Annotated in this window: 28 protein-coding genes, 2 tRNA genes and 1 CRISPR repeat array (1 of these 31 cut by a window edge); of the genes, 12 read left to right on the forward strand and 18 right to left on the reverse strand. The window is 49.5% G+C overall.

Annotation, left to right across the window (positions count from 1 at the left end; all coding sequences use genetic code 11):
- Positions 1-18 precede the first annotated feature (18 nt).
- The 5 genes from JR338_05910 to JR338_05930 all read right to left on the reverse strand — a co-directional run bounded on the left by JR338_05910 (position 19) and on the right by JR338_05930 (position 4,381).
- Complete coding sequence (locus JR338_05910) at positions 19-849, reverse strand: tetratricopeptide repeat protein (protein ID QRN84269.1); 831 nt, start codon at positions 847-849, stop codon at positions 19-21.
- 51 nt (positions 850-900) lie between these two features.
- Complete coding sequence (locus tag JR338_05915; GenBank protein ID QRN84270.1) at positions 901-1,326, reverse strand: hypothetical protein; 426 nt, start codon at positions 1,324-1,326, stop codon at positions 901-903.
- A gap of 112 nt (positions 1,327-1,438) precedes the next feature.
- Positions 1,439-2,497: a L,D-transpeptidase gene (locus JR338_05920; protein ID QRN84271.1), complete on the reverse strand. Its 1,059-nt coding sequence runs from the start codon at positions 2,495-2,497 to the stop codon at positions 1,439-1,441.
- Positions 2,490-3,500, reverse strand: coding sequence for a L,D-transpeptidase family protein (locus JR338_05925; protein ID QRN84272.1), 1,011 nt, complete (start codon positions 3,498-3,500; stop codon positions 2,490-2,492). Before JR338_05925 ends, JR338_05920 begins: the two co-directional genes overlap by 8 nt.
- Positions 3,501-3,529: 29 nt before the next feature.
- A complete protein-coding gene (locus JR338_05930) occupies positions 3,530-4,381 on the reverse strand; it encodes an N-acetylmuramoyl-L-alanine amidase (protein ID QRN84273.1) in 852 nt (283 codons plus the stop codon).
- Positions 4,382-4,547: 166 nt separating this feature from the next.
- Here JR338_05930 and JR338_05935 point away from each other — a divergent pair, with 166 nt between their 5' ends.
- Positions 4,548-5,039 carry a flavin reductase gene (locus JR338_05935; GenBank protein ID QRN84274.1) on the forward strand — a complete coding sequence of 164 codons (492 nt, stop codon included), beginning with the start codon at positions 4,548-4,550 and terminating at the stop codon, positions 5,037-5,039.
- Positions 5,036-5,605: an AmmeMemoRadiSam system protein A gene (amrA, locus tag JR338_05940; GenBank protein ID QRN84275.1), complete on the forward strand. Its 570-nt coding sequence runs from the start codon at positions 5,036-5,038 to the stop codon at positions 5,603-5,605. Before JR338_05935 ends, amrA begins: the two co-directional genes overlap by 4 nt.
- An 83-nt stretch (positions 5,606-5,688) precedes the next feature.
- Here the strand turns inward: amrA and JR338_05945 are convergent, their stop codons facing one another.
- From JR338_05945 to JR338_05960, 4 genes are all read right to left on the reverse strand, one after another.
- On the reverse strand, positions 5,689-6,348 hold the full coding sequence (locus JR338_05945) for a DUF4013 domain-containing protein (protein ID QRN84276.1): 660 nt from the start codon (positions 6,346-6,348) through the stop codon (positions 5,689-5,691).
- Between the two features lie 110 nt (positions 6,349-6,458).
- Positions 6,459-6,725: a cyclic-di-AMP receptor gene (locus JR338_05950; GenBank protein ID QRN84277.1), complete on the reverse strand. Its 267-nt coding sequence runs from the start codon at positions 6,723-6,725 to the stop codon at positions 6,459-6,461.
- Positions 6,726-6,727: 2 nt separating this feature from the next.
- Positions 6,728-7,081 (reverse strand): cyclic-di-AMP receptor, encoded by a 354-nt coding sequence (locus JR338_05955; protein ID QRN84278.1) that lies wholly within the window; start codon positions 7,079-7,081, stop codon positions 6,728-6,730.
- A gap of 107 nt (positions 7,082-7,188) precedes the next feature.
- Complete coding sequence (locus JR338_05960; GenBank protein ID QRN84279.1) at positions 7,189-7,635, reverse strand: YcgN family cysteine cluster protein; 447 nt, start codon at positions 7,633-7,635, stop codon at positions 7,189-7,191.
- A gap of 139 nt (positions 7,636-7,774) precedes the next feature.
- Here JR338_05960 and JR338_05965 point away from each other — a divergent pair, with 139 nt between their 5' ends.
- Positions 7,775-8,173, forward strand: a complete 399-nt coding sequence (locus JR338_05965) for a helix-hairpin-helix domain-containing protein (protein QRN84280.1) — start codon at positions 7,775-7,777, stop codon at positions 8,171-8,173.
- Between the two features lie 94 nt (positions 8,174-8,267).
- Here JR338_05965 and yjjX read toward each other — a convergent pair whose 3' ends face one another.
- The 5 genes from yjjX to JR338_05990 all read right to left on the reverse strand — a co-directional run bounded on the left by yjjX (position 8,268) and on the right by JR338_05990 (position 12,502).
- On the reverse strand, positions 8,268-8,801 hold the full coding sequence (gene yjjX / locus JR338_05970) for an inosine/xanthosine triphosphatase (GenBank protein ID QRN84373.1): 534 nt from the start codon (positions 8,799-8,801) through the stop codon (positions 8,268-8,270).
- 3 nt (positions 8,802-8,804) lie between these two features.
- Entirely contained in the window at positions 8,805-9,359 is a 555-nt protein-coding gene (locus tag JR338_05975) for a dCTP deaminase (GenBank protein ID QRN84281.1), read from the reverse strand.
- Between the two features lie 45 nt (positions 9,360-9,404).
- Entirely contained in the window at positions 9,405-10,388 is a 984-nt protein-coding gene (locus JR338_05980) for a M23 family metallopeptidase (GenBank protein QRN84282.1), read from the reverse strand.
- Between the two features lie 2 nt (positions 10,389-10,390).
- Positions 10,391-11,941, reverse strand: coding sequence for a glutamate formimidoyltransferase (gene ftcD / locus JR338_05985; GenBank protein ID QRN84283.1), 1,551 nt, complete (start codon positions 11,939-11,941; stop codon positions 10,391-10,393).
- Positions 11,942-12,070: 129 nt separating this feature from the next.
- Positions 12,071-12,502: an OsmC family protein gene (locus JR338_05990; protein QRN84284.1), complete on the reverse strand. Its 432-nt coding sequence runs from the start codon at positions 12,500-12,502 to the stop codon at positions 12,071-12,073.
- Positions 12,503-12,909: 407 nt separating this feature from the next.
- On the opposite strand from JR338_05990, the gene JR338_05995 reads away from it, so the two are divergent.
- From JR338_05995 to mutM, 7 genes are all read left to right on the forward strand, one after another.
- Complete coding sequence (locus JR338_05995) at positions 12,910-13,317, forward strand: DUF2089 domain-containing protein (protein QRN84285.1); 408 nt, start codon at positions 12,910-12,912, stop codon at positions 13,315-13,317.
- A 2-nt stretch (positions 13,318-13,319) separates the two neighbouring features.
- A complete protein-coding gene (locus JR338_06000; protein ID QRN84286.1) occupies positions 13,320-13,718 on the forward strand; it encodes a hypothetical protein in 399 nt (132 codons plus the stop codon).
- 122 nt (positions 13,719-13,840) lie between these two features.
- Positions 13,841-15,112 (forward strand): MFS transporter, encoded by a 1,272-nt coding sequence (locus tag JR338_06005; GenBank protein QRN84287.1) that lies wholly within the window; start codon positions 13,841-13,843, stop codon positions 15,110-15,112.
- Between the two features lie 100 nt (positions 15,113-15,212).
- Entirely contained in the window at positions 15,213-16,511 is a 1,299-nt protein-coding gene (locus tag JR338_06010) for an MFS transporter (protein ID QRN84288.1), read from the forward strand.
- A gap of 169 nt (positions 16,512-16,680) precedes the next feature.
- Positions 16,681-17,355, forward strand: coding sequence for a metal-dependent transcriptional regulator (locus JR338_06015; protein QRN84289.1), 675 nt, complete (start codon positions 16,681-16,683; stop codon positions 17,353-17,355).
- 7 nt (positions 17,356-17,362) lie between these two features.
- A complete protein-coding gene (locus JR338_06020) occupies positions 17,363-18,004 on the forward strand; it encodes a methyltransferase domain-containing protein (protein ID QRN84290.1) in 642 nt (213 codons plus the stop codon).
- A gap of 35 nt (positions 18,005-18,039) precedes the next feature.
- Positions 18,040-18,888, forward strand: a complete 849-nt coding sequence (gene mutM, locus JR338_06025) for a bifunctional DNA-formamidopyrimidine glycosylase/DNA-(apurinic or apyrimidinic site) lyase (protein QRN84291.1) — start codon at positions 18,040-18,042, stop codon at positions 18,886-18,888.
- A gap of 64 nt (positions 18,889-18,952) precedes the next feature.
- Here mutM and JR338_06030 read toward each other — a convergent pair whose 3' ends face one another.
- The 4 genes from JR338_06030 to JR338_06045 form a co-directional block, all read right to left on the reverse strand.
- A complete protein-coding gene (locus JR338_06030; GenBank protein ID QRN84292.1) occupies positions 18,953-19,954 on the reverse strand; it encodes an SDR family oxidoreductase in 1,002 nt (333 codons plus the stop codon).
- A 4-nt stretch (positions 19,955-19,958) separates the two neighbouring features.
- Positions 19,959-20,552, reverse strand: coding sequence for a TetR/AcrR family transcriptional regulator (locus JR338_06035; protein ID QRN84293.1), 594 nt, complete (start codon positions 20,550-20,552; stop codon positions 19,959-19,961).
- A gap of 354 nt (positions 20,553-20,906) precedes the next feature.
- Positions 20,907-20,981: transfer RNA gene (locus tag JR338_06040), tRNA-Cys, on the reverse strand.
- Between the two features lie 67 nt (positions 20,982-21,048).
- Positions 21,049-21,121 (reverse strand) — tRNA-Gly (locus JR338_06045).
- A gap of 1,009 nt (positions 21,122-22,130) precedes the next feature.
- Here JR338_06045 and JR338_06050 point away from each other — a divergent pair.
- Complete coding sequence (locus JR338_06050; protein QRN84294.1) at positions 22,131-22,340, forward strand: hypothetical protein; 210 nt, start codon at positions 22,131-22,133, stop codon at positions 22,338-22,340.
- A 41-nt stretch (positions 22,341-22,381) separates the two neighbouring features.
- The gene (cas6, locus tag JR338_06055) at positions 22,382-23,221 is read left to right on the forward strand and encodes a CRISPR-associated endoribonuclease Cas6 (protein QRN84295.1); all 840 of its coding nucleotides are present in this window, start codon (positions 22,382-22,384) and stop codon (positions 23,219-23,221) included.
- Positions 23,222-23,510: 289 nt separating this feature from the next.
- Positions 23,511-24,725: a CRISPR direct-repeat array (repeat unit 37 nt; unit sequence GTGGAAATTTAACTAATCCCCTTCGGGGGATTGAAAC) (it continues 997 nt past the right edge of the window).

The following is a 24,725-nucleotide window of genomic DNA, read 5'->3' on the forward strand; positions in this document are numbered from 1 at the left end:
TTTCGGGCTCAGCTTATGTTAGAACAGCACCGCCGACAGGTCCTGCCGATATTGGCGGGATTCGGGATGTTCTTCCCCGATCAGTGTCAGCCAGCCCACGAAAATGTCCTTGACCAGACCATCGCGGTAGGTTTTATCCTTGCGCAGGATATCCAAGAAACCATCCATCGCGGCCAGGATCTTGCCATTCTTTGCCAGCCGAATGCCATTCCGGAAGGCAGCCTCAAGCGGCGAATCGGCGTCAGCAGGGTTCAGGTCCTCATTCTGGTAAGCTTCCGCAACCGGTTTCAGCAGCTGCGCAGCGCCATAAACCGGGCTGGCAGGAAAATGCCGCAGCAAGTGCACCGCTTCCACGCCCTTCCCCTGGAACAGAAGCGAGCGAATCAGTCCCAAATTCGCCTCGGGGTGATCCGGATGAACGGCCAGGAACTCGCGGAAGGCATCCTCCGCCTCGCCGTAATCGGCCAACAGCAGAAGGTTCTTGCCCTTGGCGAACATCAGGTCTTCCGGGGCCGGGACAAGCCGCCGGATGAAGTCCCGCAGGCCGTCTTCTGCCACCACGCCGGAAAATTCCGCCACAACATGCCCATCCACAAAGGCCTTCACCATCGGGAGGTTGCGCACCTTATAATGGCGGGCCAGATTAGCACTTTCTTCCACGTTGACTTTAGCCAGCCGGAAGCTCCCCTCCCCTTCCAGGGCCAGTTGCTCCAGCCGGGGGCTCAGCACGCGGCAAGGGATACACCAATCCGCCCAGAAATCCACAACAACCGGAGTTCGGGTGGAATATTGTAATACTTCATATTCAAAATCCGATTCGTCCACGTGGACGATGAAATCTGAAACCATTTTTTCTCCTGTTATGGCTTCATTGTACTTGAAAAATTATCGCAAACGGGATCATTCATCCCCGGATTCATCCACCATGCCGGGCTGCACGACTTCCAACACCTCGCCATGAATTGAAATGATGATCCGGAAACCCATCATCCCCAAATAGGCCCGGCTTTCTTCGGGAATCCCGATTTCCGCCATCTGATCAAATTGTTCATCCATATTCTTCAATTGATTTTCGATGGCGGCCTTGGTGAAGATATCCGCCTCACCCATCATTTCCGCTGCTTTTTCCGAGATCGTCCCCTCATTCCCTTCAATCTGAGATGTCATGAAATGCCAAACCTGGCGATCAACCTCATCCGCAGGGATATGCCGTTTGAAGCCATCATCATCCACGATATAGCAGGGCTCATCCCCGACCCGGGCGGTCGTGACAGGGCGATCCCATTCATCAAAAACCAGTCCTTCAAAGACGGCTTTCTTTAACAATCCATCCTCCTACAATAAACCATACTTTTTGATTGTTGAGTATAAGCCCTGGATATAAGATTCGGATTAACTTTAATTCACTATTGCTGATAAATATTTGAAGGGACTATTCTTACTGAATCACTACTCGCGTGCCAAAAGCGTCGGAATAAACATACTCATCCGGCGGCACGGTGGGCAGCGTCCAGCGATAGATCCATTTCGCAGCCTGGGGCGCCATATTGATGCAGCCGTGGCTGGAAGGGATCCCATAATTATTATGCCAATATGCGCCATGAAAGGCAATCCCATCCCCCGTGAAATAGCTGACCCAGGGGACCCCGGGCAGGTCAAAGCCTGTGCCGTATTCATTAGCCGGGTTGGACATGTGCCGGCAGGGACGCTTTCGCATGGTATGGAACAGCCCCCGAGGAGTGGCAAACCCACCTTCGGATAACCGCACACCACTGGAAATCCGGGATTGAAAAACGATCCGGTCTTTCTCATAAGCCGTCAGCATTTGGCTATTGAGATCCACCAAAATCGATTTTTCATCCGCTCTTAAATCCGGTGAGATAGCGGTCAATTCCACATCAGGGACCAGGCGGATGGTCCTGGCAGGGACATAATAGGACTGGTAAAACTTATCATCGAGGAGTTGATACCAGACCTTACCATCCTCATCCACGATCCTATCCGTCACCCAGAAGGTCGAAGCGTAATAAAAGCGATATTTGATCTGGCGGCCAATTTCCATGCTGTTATAGGCATCCACAAAGGGCACAGTCACTTCACCTAACCGGCCACCCTCCGGGACATAGGTTCTGACAGGGTTGAACTGATTCATCACAGGCTGGACCCTTCCGGAATAGGCATAGCCCTTGCCATCCAGCTCATACCAGATCCGGTTCGGATTGGTCTCATCACCGCCGATCGTCGTCCCGGTGATCTTCCAGAGCATATCTTTATACATTTCATCCAGGACTTCCGCGCCAAAGTTTGGCTCTGAAAAGAGTTTGAGGCCGTTGATGGTGATCCGGCCCAATTGTTGCTGGGTGACATCTGTGGCTTTATCAACCATCCGCACCGCCGGCTCTGGCAGCGCCAAACCAGCAAGACCAAACCCGCAAAACTGCAGGAACTCTCGACGATTGATGGATTTACTAAGAGGTGATTTTGAGGATTTAGTCATGAATATTCACCAGGATTCCAACATACGCCCAGTTATAAAGCCAGCCGGCTTCCGAAGTGCGCATATTGACGCAGCCATGACTCATTGGCGTGCCGAAATTATCGTGCCAATAGGTGCCATGAATACCGTAACCCTGATAAAAATACATTGTGTAAGGCACATCCGGCAGGTAATAGCCCGGCCCGGACATATCTGTATAAAGCAGCTTGATCCAGACAGCATATTGACCTGCAGGCGTCGGATGCAGATACGTTCCGGTCGATACCAGGAAAGAGCGAACAATGGTATCGCCTTCATAGGCATAGAGCATCTGCGATGAGAGGTCAACATCAATCCATTTTTCATCATCCCCCACATCAGGGATGGCATAGGTATAAGGAGCCTGGGTCGGCACCAGGGTTGGTGTAGGCGTAGCGGTTGGCGTAGACGTCGGTGTGGCTGTCGGTGTGGCAGTCGGGGTGCTGGTTGGCGTCGGGGTATTCGTGACGGTTGGTGTCAGGCTGGGTTTGTTAAATTCTTCCTGGCGGATCGGTCCGGCATTCTCAGCAGCTTTAACAATCCGGCTGGGCAGGAAATCCATGCCAAAGAAGAATAAGGTAATCATCAACACTATGGCGAACGTGCCCACCCAAACCGGGCTTTGCTTCTGAACGGTGATTGGGGGTGGCACCTTGAACGAGGGCGTCGGGGAAGGTTGGAATAAGCGGATCTCACGCGTCCGGTCCAGGTCAACATGCTGAGTTTCCTCAGCCATAACGCGCCCTTTGGCCCAGGCCAGTGCTTGTCGCACACGGGGATCGTATGGGTCAATCTCTTCTGCTTTTCGTAAATATGCCAGGCTGGCCTTTGGACTGGATAAGCCACCGAGTAACAGCCAGCCTTCAATATCCTCAGGGTGTTCCCTGACTAATTTTTGGGCAATTCGCCGCGAGAGCATCCTGTCCCCGCGTCGCAGCGCCGACTTGGCTTGTTCCAATAATATGAGATCGTGCCTGCTTGTCATAATAAACGACCTCGAACCAGCTAAAACGATTAATTATTCAAAAAACAAAGAAGGCCGGCAACAATGCCATCGGCGATCAATTCCGGGTTCTCTGTAATCATCTGGTAATCCATGTTCAAAAACCCAGCTTCGATAATCGCTGCGGGGGTTTGTGGGTTAATCTCAGTAAATGCATGATAATACGTCATGTCATCCGTCACCGAACCAGCATGATAGGCCAATGCGGTCACTTCACCATATTGCTCCGAGAGGCATGTGGTGAGTTTCTGGCTTGTGGCCATATTCTGATCCGATAAAGCTGAAGCTACTTTATAACCAGTCGCTAAATCGTTGATATATTCACAAGAGTCCAGGTGAATTGAGATGAGGACGCCTGCCTGGTAACCTTCCAGCCTGTCATCGAACTCTTCCAACAGATCGACTGTATAACCCATATCGGTCAGTTTCTTCTGGACCAATGTGGCGATCTCCAGGTTTGAGGCTGCTTCTGTTGTGCCATTGGAACAGACAGCGCCGGAATCAAAGCCATAGTGCCCTGCCACGATCCCGATGTTTTTTGGCCCATTGTCAACGGCTGATTCCGCCGTTGCTTCAGCCAGATTCTCATAATTCCCGGAAGCTGATTGCAGCGCCTGGGCCATTCGGGATTCCAGGCTGCCTTCCACAAGGCTGCCCGGCGTCCAGATGGTGAATAAAGTAGCCACCACAAAAGCGGCTGCCAAAGCCGTCTGCATCCCCCGCCAAAAGGTAAAGGGCTTGATTGCGGCTTGTTTTTTCTGACGCGGACGTTCCTTCGGGGGTTCCTGCGTCAGTTCTTCCCCGTTTTCCGGCTCATCATTCACCGGTTGTTGCTGCTCAATGGGATCAAAGTCATCGGACATGTTCATTGGATTAAATGTTACCTTAATTCTCCGAATTTTGACAGATTGGAAACAATTTTTACCAATACTAGTGCTATTGTATCAGATGAGAGTCTCGTAAGTATCTTGACGATTGCTGGTCGAGAAAGTATAACAAATTTATATGAAAGATGAAAAAATAATTCAAATGATAAAACCTGAAGACTTAAAAGAAGCCATGCGTTCATGGCTGACCGGGGTGGCAATTGTGACAAGCAAATATGGTGAAGCAGTTCATGGTATGACAGCCAATAGCTTCAACTCCCTTGCCCTTGATCCACCAACAGTATTGGTCGCTCTGCGACACCATACTCGGACGCAACAAATGGTCCGTGCAAGCGGGATATATGCCATCAGTATTCTGGATATCCACCAAATCGGCCTTGCCAGGCGTTTTGCGGGACAAACAGAAACCGGCAAACCTCGTTTTGAGGGCGTGGAAACCTTTGAAATGACCACCGGTGCACCGATGATCCAAAATGCCACGGCTTTTCTTGATTGCAAGGTCGTCAAGGATTTTGACATCGGCGATACCACGGTTTTCATCGGCGAAGTCGTTGCCTCCAAAGTTATCCCCGGGAATGGAAAAGACCCATTGCTCTATTTCAACCGTCAATGGCGGAAATTGGAGAAGCTATGACAGATCACCTTGATTCAGCTGAACAAAAACGCCTTCTGGAAATCGCCAGAGAATCTCTGACCCTTTCTGTGCAGGGAAAAGCGCTGCCGGAACTCAATTTACAGGACCTACCCCAAGCGCTTCAAGCAGATGGTGCATCATTCGTCACGTTGACCGAATCCGGACAACTGCGGGGGTGCATAGGTGCACTGGAGGCCTATCAGCCCCTCGCACAGGACGTGCAGGAACATGCTATGGCAGCGGCGTTGCAAGATTATCGCTTCCCCCAGGTTCGGCCGGATGAGCTTCCGGTGATCGAGATCGAAGTCTCCATCCTGACACCCAAAGTTCTGCTGGATTATGATGATGCAGATGACCTGCTTAGGAAATTGCGGCCAGGCGTGGATGGCGTGGTTCTGCAGGATGGCTTCCGCAAAGCCACCTTCCTCCCCCAGGTTTGGGATCAGCTTCCCCAGCCGGAGCAATTCCTGGCCCACCTCTGCCAAAAGATGGGAGCAAGTTCCAACCTCTGGCAACGAAAACACCTGACGGTTTTCACCTATCAGGTGCAGGAATTTCAAGAGTAATCCATCAATAGAGATCAAAAAAGAGCCACATGATTATGTGGCTCTTTCTATTTTACAACTTGAGTAATTAAAACCAGATCAGGTTAAACCGCTTCAAAAACCTCTGGCCTGGAGGCGTTATATGCCTGACCAACCATGTGCATCACGATCAGGTTTGCATAAGCGGCCGTCAATACTGCGCCGATACCACATACGATACCGCCCAATGGGGCAATGATGCCCATCGCAAGGAGGTAACCAACGGCAACCAATAACCATGAGACGAAAGATTTCTTCAGCAGGGCAAATAGCTCTTTGAACTTGAAAGCAGCCCCGAATTCACCCTTGGCAATGTAATTGGCAATACCAACAGCACTCAGGAACATGATCAGTAGAGCCAAGAGCAAGCCGAACAGGCCAAAACAACCACCGAGAATATAGAAAATCACACTCATTGCCTGTTCCGAATTGGGAGCGGCAGAGAATAAACCAGAGGAAATGCCAGCGAAAATCGCAATGGGCAAGCTATAAATGAGGCCAATGATCGTCACCATGAAACCTTTGCCCAGATCAGCACCGAAATCCAGTTCAGGCAATGCATTTTCCAGATTTCCGTCCATCACATTCTTGGCGGCTTTCATTGCCCAACCTATCAGGACAAAGGGGCCAACCACAGGAATCAGGCTGCATACGGCAGGAATGGCTACCTTTTTAAACCAGTCCGGGTCCTTGAAAACATAACTAAAAGCAAGACCGAAATCCATCATTTCTCCTATTCTAATTATCTATGATTTATCGAATAATCCAAATTGATCCAAACTTTTGAATTAATAAAAGGAACTTTTAGGTGTAAGAAGAACGCCCCACCCTGGCCCTAGAGCTGGGTGAACTTATCCACATTGAGTACGAAAATGGTCGCCCGCTTTTCATCCGTCTGGTTGGGCTTCTTGCAGCTTTTGCGGATCACATCCAAAGCTGTCGCCACCTTGTCATCATCTACGCCAATCAGGAGCGTGCTACGACCGCTGCGCAGGAAACCACCGGTGGACGCAATAAAGGTTACCCTGAAGTTTTCCTTCGTCAGGGAGCGGGAAACGCTATCGTTATCTTCGTCTTTAATAATGGCAATGATCAATTTCATCGCTAGAATTCCTCATAATGTTCAACTTCAAGTGAAAATACATTCGCGCCGCCAATCGTGATCGGCGTGGGAGCCGGCATCGGCAATGGTGCACTTTCCATCGGCACAGCAATGAAAGCCACCCGCTGACGACAGGTCTTATTCAATAAATCAATGGCCTTTTCATATTGTTCGGTTTCGATATCGATCATCAGGGTCGCATTCTTTCGGCCAAGAAATCCCCCAACGCTGGGCAGGCGGGTCACGCTGATGCCCTCATCGGTCAGAGATTGGATTGCCATATCGGCATCCTGACCCTGAACGACAACGATCATGAGATCATGTTGTGATTGATCCATTTCAGTTTCTGGTGTCATACCTTTCCTTTTTTCAACCCACTGTAATAATATCAGGGATGGTCTAAGTATACCTTAATCCCTTTTCCGAGAGCCTTTTCTACGTGTTTTTGATCTTCCCGCGGGGGTCAATCGAACCAATCCACGACCATATCTTCCAGGTCATCCAGATCCACTTCCGCTTCGGCCACGGCCTTGCCGCAGACCGAAACACCGACCTGGCGGACCGTGTCCGGGTCACCAGAGTTCAGCGGATGCCACCAGGCCAAAGACCGCCCTTCCGCCAATCGTCGGTAAGCGCAGCTTTCTGGCAGCCAACTCAGCTCATGGGCCAGGTCGGCTGTGAGTTGAAGGCAGTCCGGCACCAGTCTGGACCGATTGCCGTAATCCTGGCAGCGGCAGGTCTTCAGGTCCAACAGGCGGCAGGCTACATTGGTGTAATAAACCTCGCCGGTGTCAATATCCTCGATCTTATGCAGGCAGCATTTCCCACAGCCGTCGCATAAGGCTTCCCATTCTTCCAATGTGAGTTCTGAGAGCGTTTTTTCTTCCCAAAAGCGGTTCTTTTCAGCCAAGGTTCCTCATTCATTTCAGCGGTAATGTTTTCTTTTTTATAGCACGGGTCTGATTCCTTGTCCATAATTCACAACGTTTGTCATTCTTTCACAATGAAGTTATACTAAATAAGAGGATCAATCAGAACGGGAGACACACATGGCTGGAAAAAGTGTAAAGAAAATGGATGTCAATTCCGCATCATTGGCGGAGCTGGTCGCGATCAATGGCGTTGGCGAAAGTCTGGCCGAAAAGATTGTTGCTGGACGCCCTTACGCCAAACTTAAAGACCTGTTGGCGGTTAACGGGATCAGTGAGAAAAAGCTGGAGGTCCTTTCGGATTACCTTAAAGTCCCCGCCGCACCAAAGAAAATTGAACCCAGCCTAGTAGAGCCCTACGATCACATTTCCAGTGACAAGCCCTTCACCAAGGTGGGCAATACTGAAGCCTTCGTGTTCCTTGAGGACCGCAATGAACGCCAGGACGCTTTCCTGATGATCGCCGGCGGCTTCATCCTCGGGCTCATCATCCTCCTGCTCCGGCGCGGCTCGGACTAAACCATTTACAGTTTTACCCTAACCTGAGAAATTACACCCCCGCTGTGCGGGGGTGTTTATTTACATCGTTTTGATCTTTAGAAAAAGAATATTATCAATACAGTTCTGAATTTTTAAAAGGAATCAACGCTAAAACCACTGCCTGCTCATAAAGTGAGGTGCGGGTCTCCACATTACCCGTCAACAGACCCACTGCACCGTTCTGCTGCTTGGAGTTGGATTCGCCAAAGACCAGGTCATCAGCATCCCCCAGTTCCATCCCATCTTCAACCAACTTGCGTACTCGGTCCGGTAATCGAAAAGATGCCGTCCGGGCATTACTTTCCCGTTCATCGCTGAGGATCTCCACCCAGGCAAAAGCCACCAAATCACCCTCCTGGATTTCGCAACCCCCTTCCACGCCCGTCCAATAATCCGCCTTAGGTGTAAGCTCTCGGGCATGCCTGGCGCGGTTTATTGCGCCCTGGCGGGTTTCCACATCAGACATCGGTTGATCCGATACGTCCGATGGCACAGACACCGCGTTAACTTGGAAAGTCTCCTCCGGGAAGAGGCGTTGGAAAGCGCTCAGGACAGCCGCGGCTTTTACAGGGTTGAGTGATGCAACGGTGATTGTTTTCACAGTCAGATCCTATAGCTTCGGCAGTTCAATAGTCTTCTGGAACTGGTATTTACCCTTCTTATCCGCGTAGGATATCTCGCATTCCTCGTCCGATTCAAAGAACAAGACCTGCGCGATGCCCTCAAAGGAATAGATCTTCGCGGGCAGCGGCGTGGTGTTTGAGATCTCCAGAGTCACGTAGCCTTCCCATTCGGGTTCAAACGGGGTTACGTTGACGATGATCCCGCAGCGGGCATAAGTGCTTTTCCCCACACAAATCGTCAGGACGCTGCGCGGGATGCGGAAATATTCCACTGTGCGAGCCAGAGCGAAGGAGTTCGGCGGGATGATGCAGACATCTCCGGTAAAATCAACCATGGAGTGTGGATCAAAGTGCTTCGGGTCCACCACAGCGGAAAAGACATTGGTAAAGATCTTAAATTCATTCGCAACACGAATATCATATCCATAAGAGGATGTCCCATATGAGATCACACCCTCCCGGACCTGCCCCTCTTCAAACGGCTCAATCATTTTCTGTTCCATCACCATTCGACGGATCCAACGGTCGGATTTGATACTCATGTGCACTTCTCCTTTAAAGCAATAAGATCTTATGGTAATGTCTGGCTAATTCCAGGGCAGCAAAACTAACCCCAGCGAACCCGGTTCAAGGGTGAAATACTGAGTATGCAATGCACCGGTAATATAAGTCAATTTATAGTTGCCAGATGGCAGATCCGAGATGCCAAAGTTCTCCCCGGTCACCGGATTGGCGTTGGCACCATAGGTGTAATACGTCACCGGGTAAAACCACCGAACAGGATTTCCTTCCGCATCCAACAATTCCAGGGTAATAACGAGCTGGTCAATCGGCTGATCTAAAGTATTTACAGCCAATCCCGCCAAAGCAGCGCCTTCACCACCATTGACGCGGTCAACCGGTGAAAACCACAGAGAGGGGTTGGTGGTCTTGAAGTAATCATTCTCATCCAGCCTGACCTCAAAATGCAGGTGAGTGCCGGTGGCGATCCCCGTCATCCCTACCGCGCCGACCTGCTGGCCCACGGTGACGAGCTGCCCTGCTTCCACCATGATCTCAGACATATGACCATACAAGGTGAACAGGTCCCGGCCTTCAAACAAGCCGGGGTGCTTGATCACGACCACATTGCCATAAAAACCGGCATACGGTCCCAACGCATCCGGGTAATCCGACCCTGCAAACACGACTTCACCATCCTGAGCCGCCAAAACCGGGGTTCCGAATTCATTCACAAATTCCACCCCATGATGCGGGTCCAGAAGGCCATTTGCCGTGCTGGCATAAGGATAGGTCAAATCAATGAATTGATTGTATTCCAGTCCAATCGGCTTTTCGAGCAGCCCAGCCCAGGCAGCCTGACAGAAGATCTCGCCGCAAGCCAGGTCCGGTGGGAAGGCTGGCGTCGGTTCCAGAGTTGCAGTCGGCGTCATGGTCGGCACCAATCCAACCGTGGCCGTCGCCTCAGGTACAATGGTCGCAGTTGGGTCAACTGTCGGCATTGTGCCCGACTGACAAGCCGCGGCCAACACTGGAATCAGCAAGAAGATCGTCAGGTATTTAATTTTCATTATCAGGAAAGCCCTAATCCACCACGGTTATTTAAAATGGTGTCCATTTCCTCGCTAAATTTTTCCGCCTGTTTCTCGATGTTCTCCAACTCGGTAAGCATTCGGGCAGCCTGAGTCTCTTTTTCGAGCCCCAGCAAATTAATCCGAACGTTCAGTCCCGCACCCTTGATGGCAGCCCGGCAAAAGGCAGCTGCTGTGCCGGCATCGGAGATTGCATTGACATTCCCAATCGAAGCCGCTTTGACAGCCAGCTTGAGAACGGCGAAGGTATCCCGAGTCACCTGCAACGGTACCTGGGCGGCATGAATGGAAGCGGCCTGGATCGCCTTGATCCGGTCCGATTTTTGTTCTTCAGTGTCCCTGGGTAAGCGCCTGGCAGCCATATAGTCATCAAAGGCTTCGCCATCTTCCTTCACCGCTGCATGGAGTTTCGTTTTCAGGCTGTTGGCCTCATCAATCACCGGCCAAATCTCATTCTCAACATCGGCATATTTCTTCTTACCAACGGTCAGCCTGCCGACCATAGCAACCAGTGAAGCCGCCATTGCCCCGCCATAAGCGGAGGCAGAACCGCCACCCGGGGTTGGTTCGTCCGATGCCAAGGCATCCAGGAACTGTTCCGCGTCCGCAGGCAGCGATTCATCCTGGCTGGGTGCGCCCTTTTCAAACAGTTTGGATTCAAGGATCTGATCAGGTTCAAACTGGTCCATCTGCATATACCAAATGGCAGCATCCACCAGCGCTTCGCTGGGTACCAGGCCGACCAACTCGGAGTGATGCACCTGAACGCCATAGCGCTGCGCCTCACGCCGGATCATCTCAACCACCCGCGCCATAGAAGTCTTATGGAAGTTCGTCAGGTTCATTGACACCTGAGCCCTGCCCTCTACAAGGACGCCCATGGATTTTACAAAGCGCAGCCCACCCGAAGAATTACGGATGACACGCGCAATTTTATTGGCAATGGAAACATCGTCTGTCGTCAGATAGACATTAAAAGCGATCAGAGGCTGCCGGGCACCAATGACGGTCGCGCCTGCACCGGATAATTTCTCCGGTCCAAAATCAGGTTTTCGGGCAGGGTTAACCCCGATATCTTCCTTTAATCCTTCATATTGCCCCCGACGGATATTTTCAAGGTTGGTACGTTCAGGGCTGGTAGCGGCTTCCTCATAAAGGTAAACCGGGATATCCAGTTCCTCGCCGACCCGTTTACCAAGCCGGCGCGCCATTTCAATACAATCCACCATGGAAACACCAGAAATCGGAACAAAAGGCACCACGTCCGTTGCCCCGATGCGAGGGTGTTCCCCTTTATGGTGGTCTAAATTGATCAATTCAGCCGCTTTGGAAATCGCCTTGAAAGCGGCTTCCTCCACAGCCTGCGGACCGCCCACAAAGGTGATAACAGTCCGATTGTGATCAATATCCGAATGCTGATCCAACACCCGGACGCCAGATTCCTGGCTAATGGCAGCCATTATTGCAGCCACAACTTCCGGCCGTCGAGCTTCAGAAAAATTAGGTATACATTCAACGATGGATTGAGGCATATTTTCTCCTGGTGAGTTTTGTTCATTATACCCATATTCTCTAAACCTTCCAGTTATCACTAAAAGCTGTTTCTGGGTAACAAAAAAGCCACCATAAAGGTGGCTTTAATCGTTCATTTTTTTGACAGACTAGGCAACATTGATGACAACGTTTGATTCGTTGGCCAGAATGTCGGAAATCGGGCAGCGAGCATCAACTCGTTCGAGGAAGGCTTTTTTCTCTTCATCAGTCATATCAGCATCAATTGTAGCATTGACACGAATTTCGGTGAAACCGGCACGACCTTCGGTGGTCTTGCCCATGAGGAAATCGGTATCAAGATCAGCCTCAACAGCAACGGACAAGGCCTTGAGGGCAATGCGTTCCTGTTTGGCAACGATCAAAGCGATGGTGCCGATGCAGCCGCCCAAAGAAACCAGCTGATATTGCAGAGGATTGGCGCCTTCGTCCTTGCCACCCATGCCTGCTGGCTGGTCAACAACCAAAGTATGTGCGCCGGCTGCCACATCAATTCGCATGCCACCCTTCCAGGTTGAATCAACTTTCACTGTCTTAACCATGTTCAATCTCCATTCCTATAATGTACTGTAGTGGGCAATTAACCTTCAAAAAAACCTTCATAATTATACAGGCGCGATTCGTGAGATTCGTCACTGAAAACCTTACAAATTGTCACAGATATGTCACGCCAATATCACATAAAAATCACAAAGGGACTCGCAAATCCTCCATTTTCCAGGTCGTTACCTGGAAAGAAATTGACTTTTACTAATCGAAATATTAATTTTTCAAATAATTAGGGGTAAAAAAATAAATATTATCAATATCAATATTGACAATATTTATGAATATGTTACAATATGAAAGCGGCGATCCATTTTCTTTAGGATCACTTCACTATTTTCAATATCCATTATAGCATCCAAATCATTTCGCCGCCAGTTTAACTGAAAGTAAGGAGGTCGCTGTGCAGCAATTACCTGAAAAATGCCCAATCTGTAATTCGGACATCCTGGTCACTCGTTTCTTTTGCCCCAGGTGTGATTCCGTTATCGAAGGCCATTTTCAACCCAATTCAGGCCCCTTTTCAGCGCTTAATGAGGAACAGATCAATTTCGTTCTAACCTTTGTCCGCTGTGAAGGACGATTTAATCGAATGGAAGAGGAACTTAACCTCTCCTATCCCACACTGCGCAACCGCTTGTATGAAGTAATCCGGACGTTGGGCTTCGAACCTGGCAAGGACGAAGAACCCACCCTCTCGCCTGAGGACCGCCGTAAAATCCTGGACGAACTCGAACAAGGCAAAATATCTCCCCTCCAGGCCCAGCAATTGCTCTCCGGCCTCGAAGTGGAATCCAAAAAAGGAGAATAGACATGGCCTCATCAGAAGAAAGAATGCGTATTTTAATGATGATTCAGGAAGGCAAAATTTCTGCTGCCGAAGGCGCCCGTCTGATTGAAGCGCTGGAAGAAATCAGCGAACCTTCTGCCCCGTCCAGTCCTCCTTCGCCAACTGGAAGCACAGGCGGCAAAAAGCCCCGCTACCTGCGTGTTCTGATCACAGATACCGATTCGGGTAAAGCGCGGGTCAATGTCAGCCTCCCAGTCTCGCTAATCAATTCAGGCATGCGCATGGGCGCCAGATTTGCGCCTGAAATCGAAGGCCTAAATATGGAAGACCTGAACGCCTGGATGAATTCCGGTGAGATCGGCCAAATTGTGGATATCTTCGATGAAGATGACGGCGAGCATATCGAGGTTTTCCTGGAATAGTCTAAAACCCTTCTTAGTACCGAACAATTTCAATAATTAATTAATCCTGATCCCCCGGGTTTATTCAGTGCGCCCAGTTTCACCATAACGCACACTTTAGTTATTTCCTAAAGAGATCCATTATGACAACCGCTGAATCAAGTCCTAAAAAACAACCCTTATTAAGCAGCCTACTCTGGCTATTCCTGATCGCCATGGTTCTGGCGAACGTGGCCGCCCAGATGTACAGCAGTTTCATTCCGCTCTATCTCAAATCACTGGGTGCGTCTGTTGCCCAGATCGGCCTGTTCTTCACCCTGTTCCAGATCATCCCACTCGTCCTGCAAATCCTCGGCGGCTGGATATCTGATTCCCTGGGCCGTTTGCGGTCAATCGCCATTGGCAGTTCTATTGGAATTATTTCCTATTTTGGCCTGCTCTGGGCGCCCACCTGGCAGTGGGTTTTCCTCGGTCAAAGTCTGAATGCAATCACCACATCCCTCGTTAGTCCCAGCTTTGGCGCATTTATCGCTGAAGAATCCTCGGAAGAAAACCGTGCCAGAGTCTACGGCATCACTCAAACGATTTTCCTCAGTGTGCTCGTAATTGGTCCACCGATCGGCGGCTGGCTGGTCGACCGCTTCAGTTTCAAGTTTATGCTGCTGATCGCCAGCCTGATCTACACCTGCGCCACAGTACTGCGGATCGTTATGGCAAGAAAAGCCTCTAAAAAGGAACGAGAGACCACACCGGGCAAATTATCACTGGATTCACTCAAGGATAACCTCGGCTCGATGGTAACCCTCCTGCTCTCGGGCGGGCTGATCACCTGGCTGCTTATCACGGACGGCGTGCGCGATATCGCCTTCAGCCTGACCGGCACCTATTTCCCCATTTACATTGAAGAAGTGGGCGGCCTGACCACAACCCAGATCGGCCTGCTGACCTCACTGACCGGCATCGCCAGCATGATCGTCAATATCCCCGCGGGATGGTTGGCCGACAAAAAAGGTGAACGCCTCAACATCATTATGGGATTCGTGATGCATTTCATCGCTTTGATGATCTTCATCCGGGCAGAAACCTTCTGGGGTTATGTCGCTGTTTTCGTTGTCTTTGGTCTGGGAAGCGGGATCATGCAGCCAGCCTATCAATCCCTGCTCAGTAAGGCAATCCCCAAAAAGCTTCGCGGGACGGGTTTTGGGCTGATCCAATCCAGCCTGGGCATATTCTCTCTGCCCGCCCCCTACCTCGGCGGATACCTCTACCAGAATATCTCGCCCCTGCTGCCCTTCCGGATCACAGCCTGGGTCAGCCTCTTGGCAGTCATTCCAGCCTGGCTCAAATTCAAGCTGCCCAAGTCCCAGGGTAAAACCGAAAACCAATCCCTGCCAACAGAATCATCCACGGAATAAATATTATTCATCCTTAATAAGCTTTCAGGAATACAACCCTTAGCCTATAATTGAACAAAAATGACGACTATAATAATAAAGATTAAAATAAAGGAAAACAATGAACGAAAACCAATCTCAATCAAGCCTTAAGAAATGGCAAACTCGTTTTTTTACAATCTGGTTCGGACAGGCATTTTCAATGCTGGGATCACAGCTTGTTGGCTTTGCCTTCGTCTGGTATCTCACTAAACAAACCGGTTCAGCCACCGTCCTCGCCATCGCCAGCCTGATGAGCATGCTGCCCAATATCATTGTTGGTCCTCTGGCCGGCACTTTTGTTGACCGCTGGAATCGGAAATGGGTCATGATAATTTTTGACTCCATTACGGCCCTGTTCACTTTTGGCCTGGCTGCCCTCTTTTTCTTCGATATCGCTGAGATCTGGCATATTTATGTGATAATGTTCATCCGGAGCTCCTGCGGGCAATTCCAATGGGCTGCGATGAAAGCCTCCACTTCCCTGATGGTGCCCAAGAAGCACCTTTCCCGGGTTGCCGGTGCAAACGAAACCCTGAACGGTTTGATAAACATCCTGGGCCCCGCTCTGGGCGCCTTCCTGATCCAAGTCATGTCAACCCAAGGGATCCTGATGGTTGATGTCAGCACAGCAGCGATTGCTGTCATCCCTTTGCTATTTTTCGCCATTCCTCAGCCGGTTCGGAATGGGTCAAATGCTAACGGCAAGACCGCCGAAAAGCCCTCCTTTTGGCAGGACCTGAAAGAAGGCTGGCAATATGTCGTCAGTTGGCCCAGCCTCATGGCAATCATCTTTCTGGCGATGTTGATCAATTTCCTGATCAATCCTGCTTTCACCTTGCTACCCCTGGTTGTCACGGAACATTTTAACAAAGGCGCGGTTGAACTCGGCCTCATCAATTCCGTTTGGGGGGTCGGAGTGATTCTCGGAGGCCTTGTTCTAAGCTCCTGGGGTGGGTTCAAGAACCGGCTGATCACCTCTTTGGTCGGGTTAATCATCAGCGGATTTGCCATCACAGCCATCGGCCTCGCCGGACCTGATATGTATTGGCTGGCAATGGTTGGTATGGGTGTTTTTGCATTCCTCAACCCCATGATCAATGGCCCCATCTTTGCCGTCATGCAATCCCAGGTAGAACCGGAAATTCAGGGACGTGTTTTCTCACTCCTGACGGCAGGCGCAGCTCTAGCCAGCCCCCTCGGCATGGCAATTGCCGGCCCCGTTGCTGATGCAACCAACAATCAGTTCTGGTTCGTAATAGGCGGCATCTTAACAATTGCTGCTGGACTAGGGTCACTGTTTTTCCCCACAATCCGCAAGCTGGGTGAAGTACCTGACGAGGCCCAGCCTGAACCAGCCAAAGATCCCGTAACAGCATAACTATCTCCAACAACACAATCCACAAATTCCATCCCATTTCAATTGAAATGGGATTTTTTAATTTCCGAAATTTTCCATTAACATCCCACGTTGACGAATGGATGCTGTTGTGCTAGACTAATTTTAGGTATAACTAAAACTTGGTTTACCCAACACTTAAAGGATACCAATGCCGAAGGAATTAAGCCCTAACATCCAGGATTACTTAAAACGGATTTATGAATTGACCTGTGACGGCGGGATGGCGACAACCAGCGAGCTGGCCGACCTGATGTTAATCTCCCCTGCTTCCGTCACAAACATGCTCCAAAAGCTGTCGGTCACCGACCCACCCTATCTGACCTACATCAAACATCAGGGCGTCCGTCTGACCGATGAAGGCAAACGAACAGCCCTCAAGATCTTACGCCGCCACCGCCTGCTCGAAGAATTCCTAGTGGCCAAACTGGGCTACAGCTGGGATGAGGTCCATCCAGAAGCGGAAGTCCTCGAACATGCCATGTCGCCTCTCCTGGAAGAAAGGATGGATGCCGTGCTGGGACATCCCGAGTTTGATCCTCACGGCGACCCAATCCCGGATTCCAACCTGGATATCCCCAGTATCAAGCAGATGTCCCTAAACAGCCTTGAGATAGGTCAGGGCGGCCAGATCCTACGGGTGCCGCATGAGGATCCTCAAGTGTTGCGCTATCTCGGGAAATGTGGGTTACGGCCCGGTGTGGTCATCAAACTGGTCTCCCGCACACCATACGACCAAACCATGCGGCTGCTGATCGCCGAAACAGGGGAAGAAGTTGTGATCGGCCCCACCCTCGGTGAACAGATCACCGTTCGGATGGCCTGAAGGTGATATGCTTCCCATTAACCGACCCAAAGCCCAGGCACGGCGTTATTATGATCGCCTGAGCCGCTTCTATGATTGGCTGACTGCCAGCGAACAAACCCTGATCCTTAAAGGGATTGAAACCCTGGCACCCCACCCCGGAGAAACGGTTCTGGAGGTTGGCTGCGGAACCGGGACAGGTTTGATTGAAATTGACAGGCAGATGCAAGCCAGGGGGCAGGTTATCGGCCTGGACCTATCCTTTAAGATGCTCAAGAAATCAAAGGATCGAATGACCACCGCTCAAAGGCGCTGCCTTCTGGTGGAAAGTGACGCAGATCAGATCCCCCTGCCCTCCAGCTCTATAGATGCCGCTTACTGCGCTTTTACCCTGGAATTATTCTCCCACCAGGATATGCTCGCTACTTTAAATGAAATCAGACGGGCCCTGGTGCATAAGGGAAGGATAGTGGTCGTCTCCCTCTCTCGGGAACCGCATAACCTGATGACCCGGCTCTATGAACTTGGTCACCGTCTCTTTCCCGTGGCGCTAGACTGCCGGCCCATCCCAACCGAGTTCATATTACTGGAAGCAGGCTTCGACCTTATAAGCGTACAGAAATTCATGAATTGGGGACTGCCTGTTGACATCGTCCTAGCGAATGGATAAGGTTAACCAATTAGGACATCAAAAGAAAGTTCAAAATGCCTGAATTGCCTGAAGTTGAAACCATCATGCGCCGCCTGCGGGATGGCACCCCTGAATCCGAAACGGTCATTGGGCAGGTCATTGATACCGCTGCGGTTTACTGGCCAAAGATCGTTGAACAGCCGGATGCCAAACAATTTATCGCTGATCTCCAAACGAAAACCATCACCGACGCCCGTAGGAGGGGCAAGTTCCTGCATTTCCCGCTGTCTCAAGGTCACCTGATCGCCCACCTGCGCATGAGCGGGGATATGCGCATGGAACAGCGCCTATCCGATAACGGCAAACCCCTCCCCAGGCAGGATTACGACCAGGTGATCGTCAATTTCCAATCGGATTGGCGGATGGTATTGAGCTCAATCCGCAAGTTCAGCCGAGTTTGGTATGTTATGGACCCGCAGACCGTTTTGGGTAAATTGGGTCCAGAGCCTTTGGGGCTGAACCTCAACCCTGATAAGCTCTACACCATGCTGCACGCTCATCACCGACAGATCAAACCGCTCCTCTTGGATCAGTCCTTTATCGCAGGCTTGGGAAACATCTATACCGATGAGGTGTTGTTCTCAGCCCAAATTCATCCCTTGCGGATCTCAGACACGATCACAAAAGCGGAGGCAGCGGCCCTTTATCAGGGCATGCAATCCGTCCTCCCCCTGGCGATCAAGAAACTCGGTTCCAGCCTGGATTGGATGTATCGGGGGGGCGAATTCCAGAACTATTTCAAAGTCCACCAGCGCGAAGGGCAGCCCTGCCCAGATTGCAGTTGCACGATAAAGAAGATCACTGTCGGCCAGCGCAGCACCTATTTCTGCCCTTGCTGTCAAAAAGCCCCCAAGCGCTCATAACAAGCCCCTGACTTCCTTTAAATAACAAACCGGGTCAGCATAAGCTGGCCCGGCTTTTTCTTCCTTAGAACCTGAGCGATCGATGGGTCAAACCCAGGTTTTCCATCCACCATTTGACCGTGTCCGTCACCGTCTGCAGCATAGACCTGGGATGGTAGCCCAGTTCCTGCTTGGCTTTCTCACTGCTGATCGCGGAATTGCTGACAACCGTCTCAATCGAGTAACGCGTGATGCGGGGTTTGGTCTTGGTGATCTTATAGAAAAACTCCGCCATGGGGGCGACAATCATCGCAATGGGCAGCGGGAAAGTGATCATTGGCGATTTCCTGCCCGTGACCTTTTGAATGACCTGGTGCAGCCAGGGGAGCTCAATCCTCTCACCACCAAGGATATAGGTCTCACCCCTTTTTCCCTTATCCCGTGCCAGAATTTGTCCCAACGCAACATCCCTCACATCGACGAAATCAAACGCCCCGTCAATCATGAAATGAAGGCCGCGTCGCATCCAGGAGAGGATCAACTCGCCCATTTCGGATCGTTTGTAGTCAAAGGGGCCAACCACGCCAGTCGGACAGATAATTCTTGTATCCAGTCCCTCCTCACTGGCCGCCTGGACCAGCAATGACGCCTGGGCCTTGGTCCGGTCATAGGGGCCAGCCGGGTTCATCGGATCAAACGCTAGGTTTTCATCTATGGGCACGCCCTCAGGTGCCCTTTCCAAAGCGTGAATGGAACTGGTATAGATCAACTGCTTGACGCCCATTTCCTTGGCCACATCAATGACATTTTGAGTACCTTCGACATTGACTTTCTCCAGGAGATTTGAACCATCCTCTGTTATCGAGACCAGGCCGGCAAGATGGAAGACCACTGAGACGCCCTGCATAGCCGCCCTCAGCGATTCGCGGTCCAATATATTCCCTTCAACAACGTCAATATCCAAACCCTCAAGCGATTGAATATCCTCCCCGGGCAAAACCAAAACCCGGACTCTCTCCCCCCGTTCGAGCAATTCTCTGGTCAAAACGTTCCCCAAATGACCTGCCCCACCTGTTATTAAATTCATACCTTCACCTCATACTGTTTAAAAGGATTTTGATTCCAGAACGGGTGACTTCCTGCCAATCAGTACCTTCGGGGTCGAATGTGGCCTGCAAAAGCAGCCCCATCACAATCGCCGTCAGGAACCTGGAGGTCATCTCAGGATCAAGATCTTTCCTGAAGGCTTGCTGATCAATCCCTAATTGGATCACATCGGCAAAATAGGAAAGATACTTTCTGTAAGGTTCAACCACCTTACGCCAGATCTCCGGCTGACGGCTGGCCTGGGTCCAAAACTCCAGCAAGAACGGAAAACCGTCCTGCAGATCCTCGAACACCTCACCTGACGCATCCGCCATTTTTTCGATGGCCTGAGGGATGTCCTGCGCCGAAGCGGAGGCCACCTGCAGGTTCACATCAAGAGCACTTAGCCAGTCTGCCAGCAGCGCCAGGAAGAGATCCTGCTTCGAGGGGAAATGGTAGTAAAACGCACCCTTACTAACCTTGGCCCGTTCGCAGATCTCTGCGACGCCGGTGGCATCGTAACCGTTCTTAGAAAACAATTCCAGAGCAGTATGAAGGATTTTGGAACGAGTCTCCTCGCTCCGGGATGAATTAACCATAATAACCAGACAATAAAAAATAATCCGACCGATCGGTCTGTTTTAATTTACCATGAAATCAAGCGGGATACAAGGGAAAGTTGTAAATTTTATGTAAGGGAAAATAAATAATACTCGCCAGCCTGACATTCTCCCCACAATCAGGCTAGCGAGTCTCACATCTTCAAAGCGCTCCCTCCTTTGAAGAAGGTAATTCTAGGTAGATTCTAAAGGTTCGCCGTAAATATACACTAAAGCCCCAGATTCAGTCAGGCCCATTTGATTAATACTCGTAAACATTTGTACCATATCTATGGTAAACATTTTAGCTCAATTGGAATACAGAAACACCCCACTATCGTGAGGTGTTCATTTTGGAGGCGACGATGGGACTCGAACCCATGATCGGGGTTTTGCAGACCCTTGCCTTACCAACTTGGCTACGTCGCCCGGAAAATAAAAACTGATATCGTAGGCCGATATGGCCTTTGGATATCAGCCCATCATTCTGATGAAGAGCGGGCGAAGAGACTCGAACTCTCAACCTTCTCCTTGGCAAGGAGACGTTCTACCAATTGAACTACACCCGCATAGCTACCCTATATATAGGGGCTTACAAATTCTGCGCCCCAAAATCTAGGGGCATTAGACCCTGGTTTTCATAGACTACCTCCGCAGAGGAGAAGTGCTATGACTGAACTTTTTAAGGTCACTCTAAAAAGTGGAGCAGTTTATAACTCCAGCGAGTTCTTATTTTATCATCTAAGGCTGAAATGTCAAGTATTTGACTGACTTAATAATATGAAGTTGGTAAATGTCCTCATCTCGAGCAGAGAACAGAGATAATTATTGCCAATATGAAAGCTGTTTTATTACCTTTTTAATCCTTATACCAATCATAAAAAGAGAACAGAAAAACCCCAATTTATTTACTCCTCCGAGATAACTTTGTTAATTTATTGATTTACTGAGTTTTAGAGGCAAACACCCCACCCCCCTTATATACTATGACTAGATCAGCAAAGACTAATCCGACGTCAGATTGAACTTTGCTAACTTATCTCTATGAACAATTACGGATTCTGATCACTCATTCCATCCAATATTTCTTCAAACTGTGCCGAAGCAGTTTAAAGATCCTCATCAACCTGAGATGCCGGGCTATCATTTTAAACTAATTCCTGCGTACGGCCTTTGCTCTCCCGCGTAAGGCGAGAAACAATTTTGTTGAGAGTTCAAATCTCTCTGTGGCCAGGTTTAAGGTACCCCCTTTGTAAGTAGAGATAACAGGTAATAACCTTGATAAGAACGTTTCAAGCAACGGTCCCCCCACGCATGTGGGGGAAAAATACCATTTGTTTTCCTGTCTAAAATAAATGTAAATTCTGCCATATTTTATAGAACCAAATTTTTACTATATAAAAGGGTTAATTAACTTCGTAAATATATCAAAAGGCTTTATAGAAACAACTTGGGTTATAATAATTATGTTGGCTGACCCCCTCAGCTGACAGATTGGAGCCCATCGAAAGGTGGGCTTCAATTATCTCCTCAGCCATCTGTTATAATTCAAAAAATCAAGTCGTGGGAGGATAAAACTTGGCAACCTATCGTGAAATTCAAGATTGGGTGAAAAAGCACCATGGTGGTCATATCAAGACCTGCTGGATTGCAGATATGAAAGAAGAATGCGGATTACCCGTAAGAGTAGCGGCCAATCGGCAGGGGCCAAAGCGTCTCAATCCCTGCCCAGACGAGAAAAAGAAAATCATTAAGAAAGCTTTCAGACATTTTGGCATGATCCGGTAACCAAAGGATTGCAAAGAAGTTTTTGGAGGGCCTTAACATTGTTGCCTGAACTTATATCAGTTGTCATCACACTCACCAACCCGGAACCGGTAAGCTTCCCTTGTGATCAAGGCAGAGCTCTTTCAGCCGCTTTCCTCTCCTGGGTGCGGTACGTTGATCCCAACTTTTCAAAACAGCTCCATGATACTGGTTCTGCCCCCAAGCCGTACACCGTCTCAAATCTCCACACTAACACAAAGCCAAAAACGGACCGCGTTTTCCTCCAGGCCGACTCCCAGGCATGGTTCAGGCTGACCAGCATCTCAGCTGATTTATCAAAATTCATCCTGAACAACTTACTCAATAATCTCCCTGGTGAAAAAATGACCGTCTCAAAGTCTGCTTTTATAATCAAAGATGTCACTTGGAATCCCGAAAATCACCCCTGGGCTGGTGGCACGAGTTACGCCAGCTTAATCAAAGATGGTTTGCTGGGTCAATCAACACCTCAGATCCCCTTATATTTCGCTTCACCAACAGCTTTCCATTCTCATGGCGTACATTTACCTTTCCCACGGCCTGAGCTTGCTATTCGTTCCTGGATGAAGAACTGGAATGCTTACTCGCCCATGAAATTCCCCGAATCCTTGTTCGAAGATCTTCAAGGAGCCATAGGCGTTTCTAATTTCAAAATGAAGAGCGATGTGATTCACTATGGTGAAGCGACCTTTATTGGTGGCGTGGGGAATTGCACTTATTCTATTGTCAATCGCGATTCCTGTTGGCAGCAGATGATCAACGGTCTTTCCAGCTTTGCTTTCTATGCCGGCACGGGCATCAAAACCACCATTGGTTTAGGACAAACCCGCCGGATGGACCAGGATGATTACCGGGCTTTATAAATTTGGTTAATATTATGAAAAACCGAGCGAGATGGGGGGTATGGGCACTTTTGGAGGTTCTCGGTTTTTAAGGTTGGTTATCCCCCATATATTGCAGACGAGGGCGCCATCGACCCCCATATGTGGGGTTTGTGGAACCTTAAAAACCGAGCGAACCCCCTATTTTTGGGGGTTAATGAGTCGCTCGGTTTTTAAGAATATCAAGCAATTTGGAGAAATGTATTGAATCTCTATCGTATTCACTTGAATTTTTCTCAAATCTGGTTTAAAATTCTAAAAGGTGAGAGCAGTGGAAATTTAACTAATCCCCTTCGGGGGATTGAAACCGTTTTTCTCCCAGAGCTGAAATCCAGCGCTGTCAGTGGAAATTTAACTAATCCCCTTCGGGGGATTGAAACCGCATGGCATTCTCCTTTTTAGCGCGAAAGTTTCCGTGGAAATTTAACTAATCCCCTTCGGGGGATTGAAACTTTTCGTCCGGGGGCTCTCGGAAGTCCAAAATCTACGAGTGGAAATTTAACTAATCCCCTTCGGGGGATTGAAACATGAATTCTTCGATTTCTGGAAAATATGGTTTATCAACTGTGGAAATTTAACTAATCCCCTTCGGGGGATTGAAACGGTAAGTAAGTAAGGTTAACATACATAAACCCGCCAAGGTGGAAATTTAACTAATCCCCTTCGGGGGATTGAAACCAATTCCATATCCTCCAACCAATAACTATTTGGTTGAGTGGAAATTTAACTAATCCCCTTCGGGGGATTGAAACAACCGAAATCAATGAAACTGGGATCAAGATACCAGGGGAAAGTGGAAATTTAACTAATCCCCTTCGGGGGATTGAAACATAAATTCATCGATATCCTGCAGAGTTTGGCACGAGTGTGTAGAAATTTAACTAAACCCCTTCGGGGGATTGAAACGTTTGTCTTGTGGCTATCATTTTCCCTCCGAGGAAAAAAGTAGAAATTTAACTAAACCCCTTCGGGGGATTGAAACTCATTGCGTAGACCGTCAAACAAAATGTTGTTGCAATGTGGAAATTTAACTAATCCCCTTCGGGGGGATTGAAACAAGCTTTTCAGCTTCTTCCTGGGCAAGCAGAGATGGTGGAAATTTAACTAATCCCCTTCGGGGGATTGAAACTCTTGATACTCCGTAGAAACCGTTTCTTCCGTTGCCGGAGTCGTGGAAATTTAACTAATCCCCTTCGGGGGATTGAAACGATAGTGGGATGAGGTTATGATGCTCGTCCACCATGGGTTTGTGGAAATTTAACTAATCCCCTTCGGGGGATTGAAACAAGTGGTTTGTGGCCACTCCTCTACCTCTCTTGTATTAGGTGGAAATTTAACTAATCCCCTTCGGGGGATTGAAACTTTAGATTGTTGAGAGCGACATCCTTCTGCAGAGGATGTGGAAATTTAACTAATCCCCTTCGGGGGATTGAAACCCTCAGCGAAGCCCAGGACCATGGTCATCATACTTGGTGGAAATTTAACT

The organism is Chloroflexota bacterium, assembly GCA_016887485.1.
Taxonomy (GTDB): domain Bacteria; phylum Chloroflexota; class Anaerolineae; order Anaerolineales; family Anaerolineaceae; genus Brevifilum.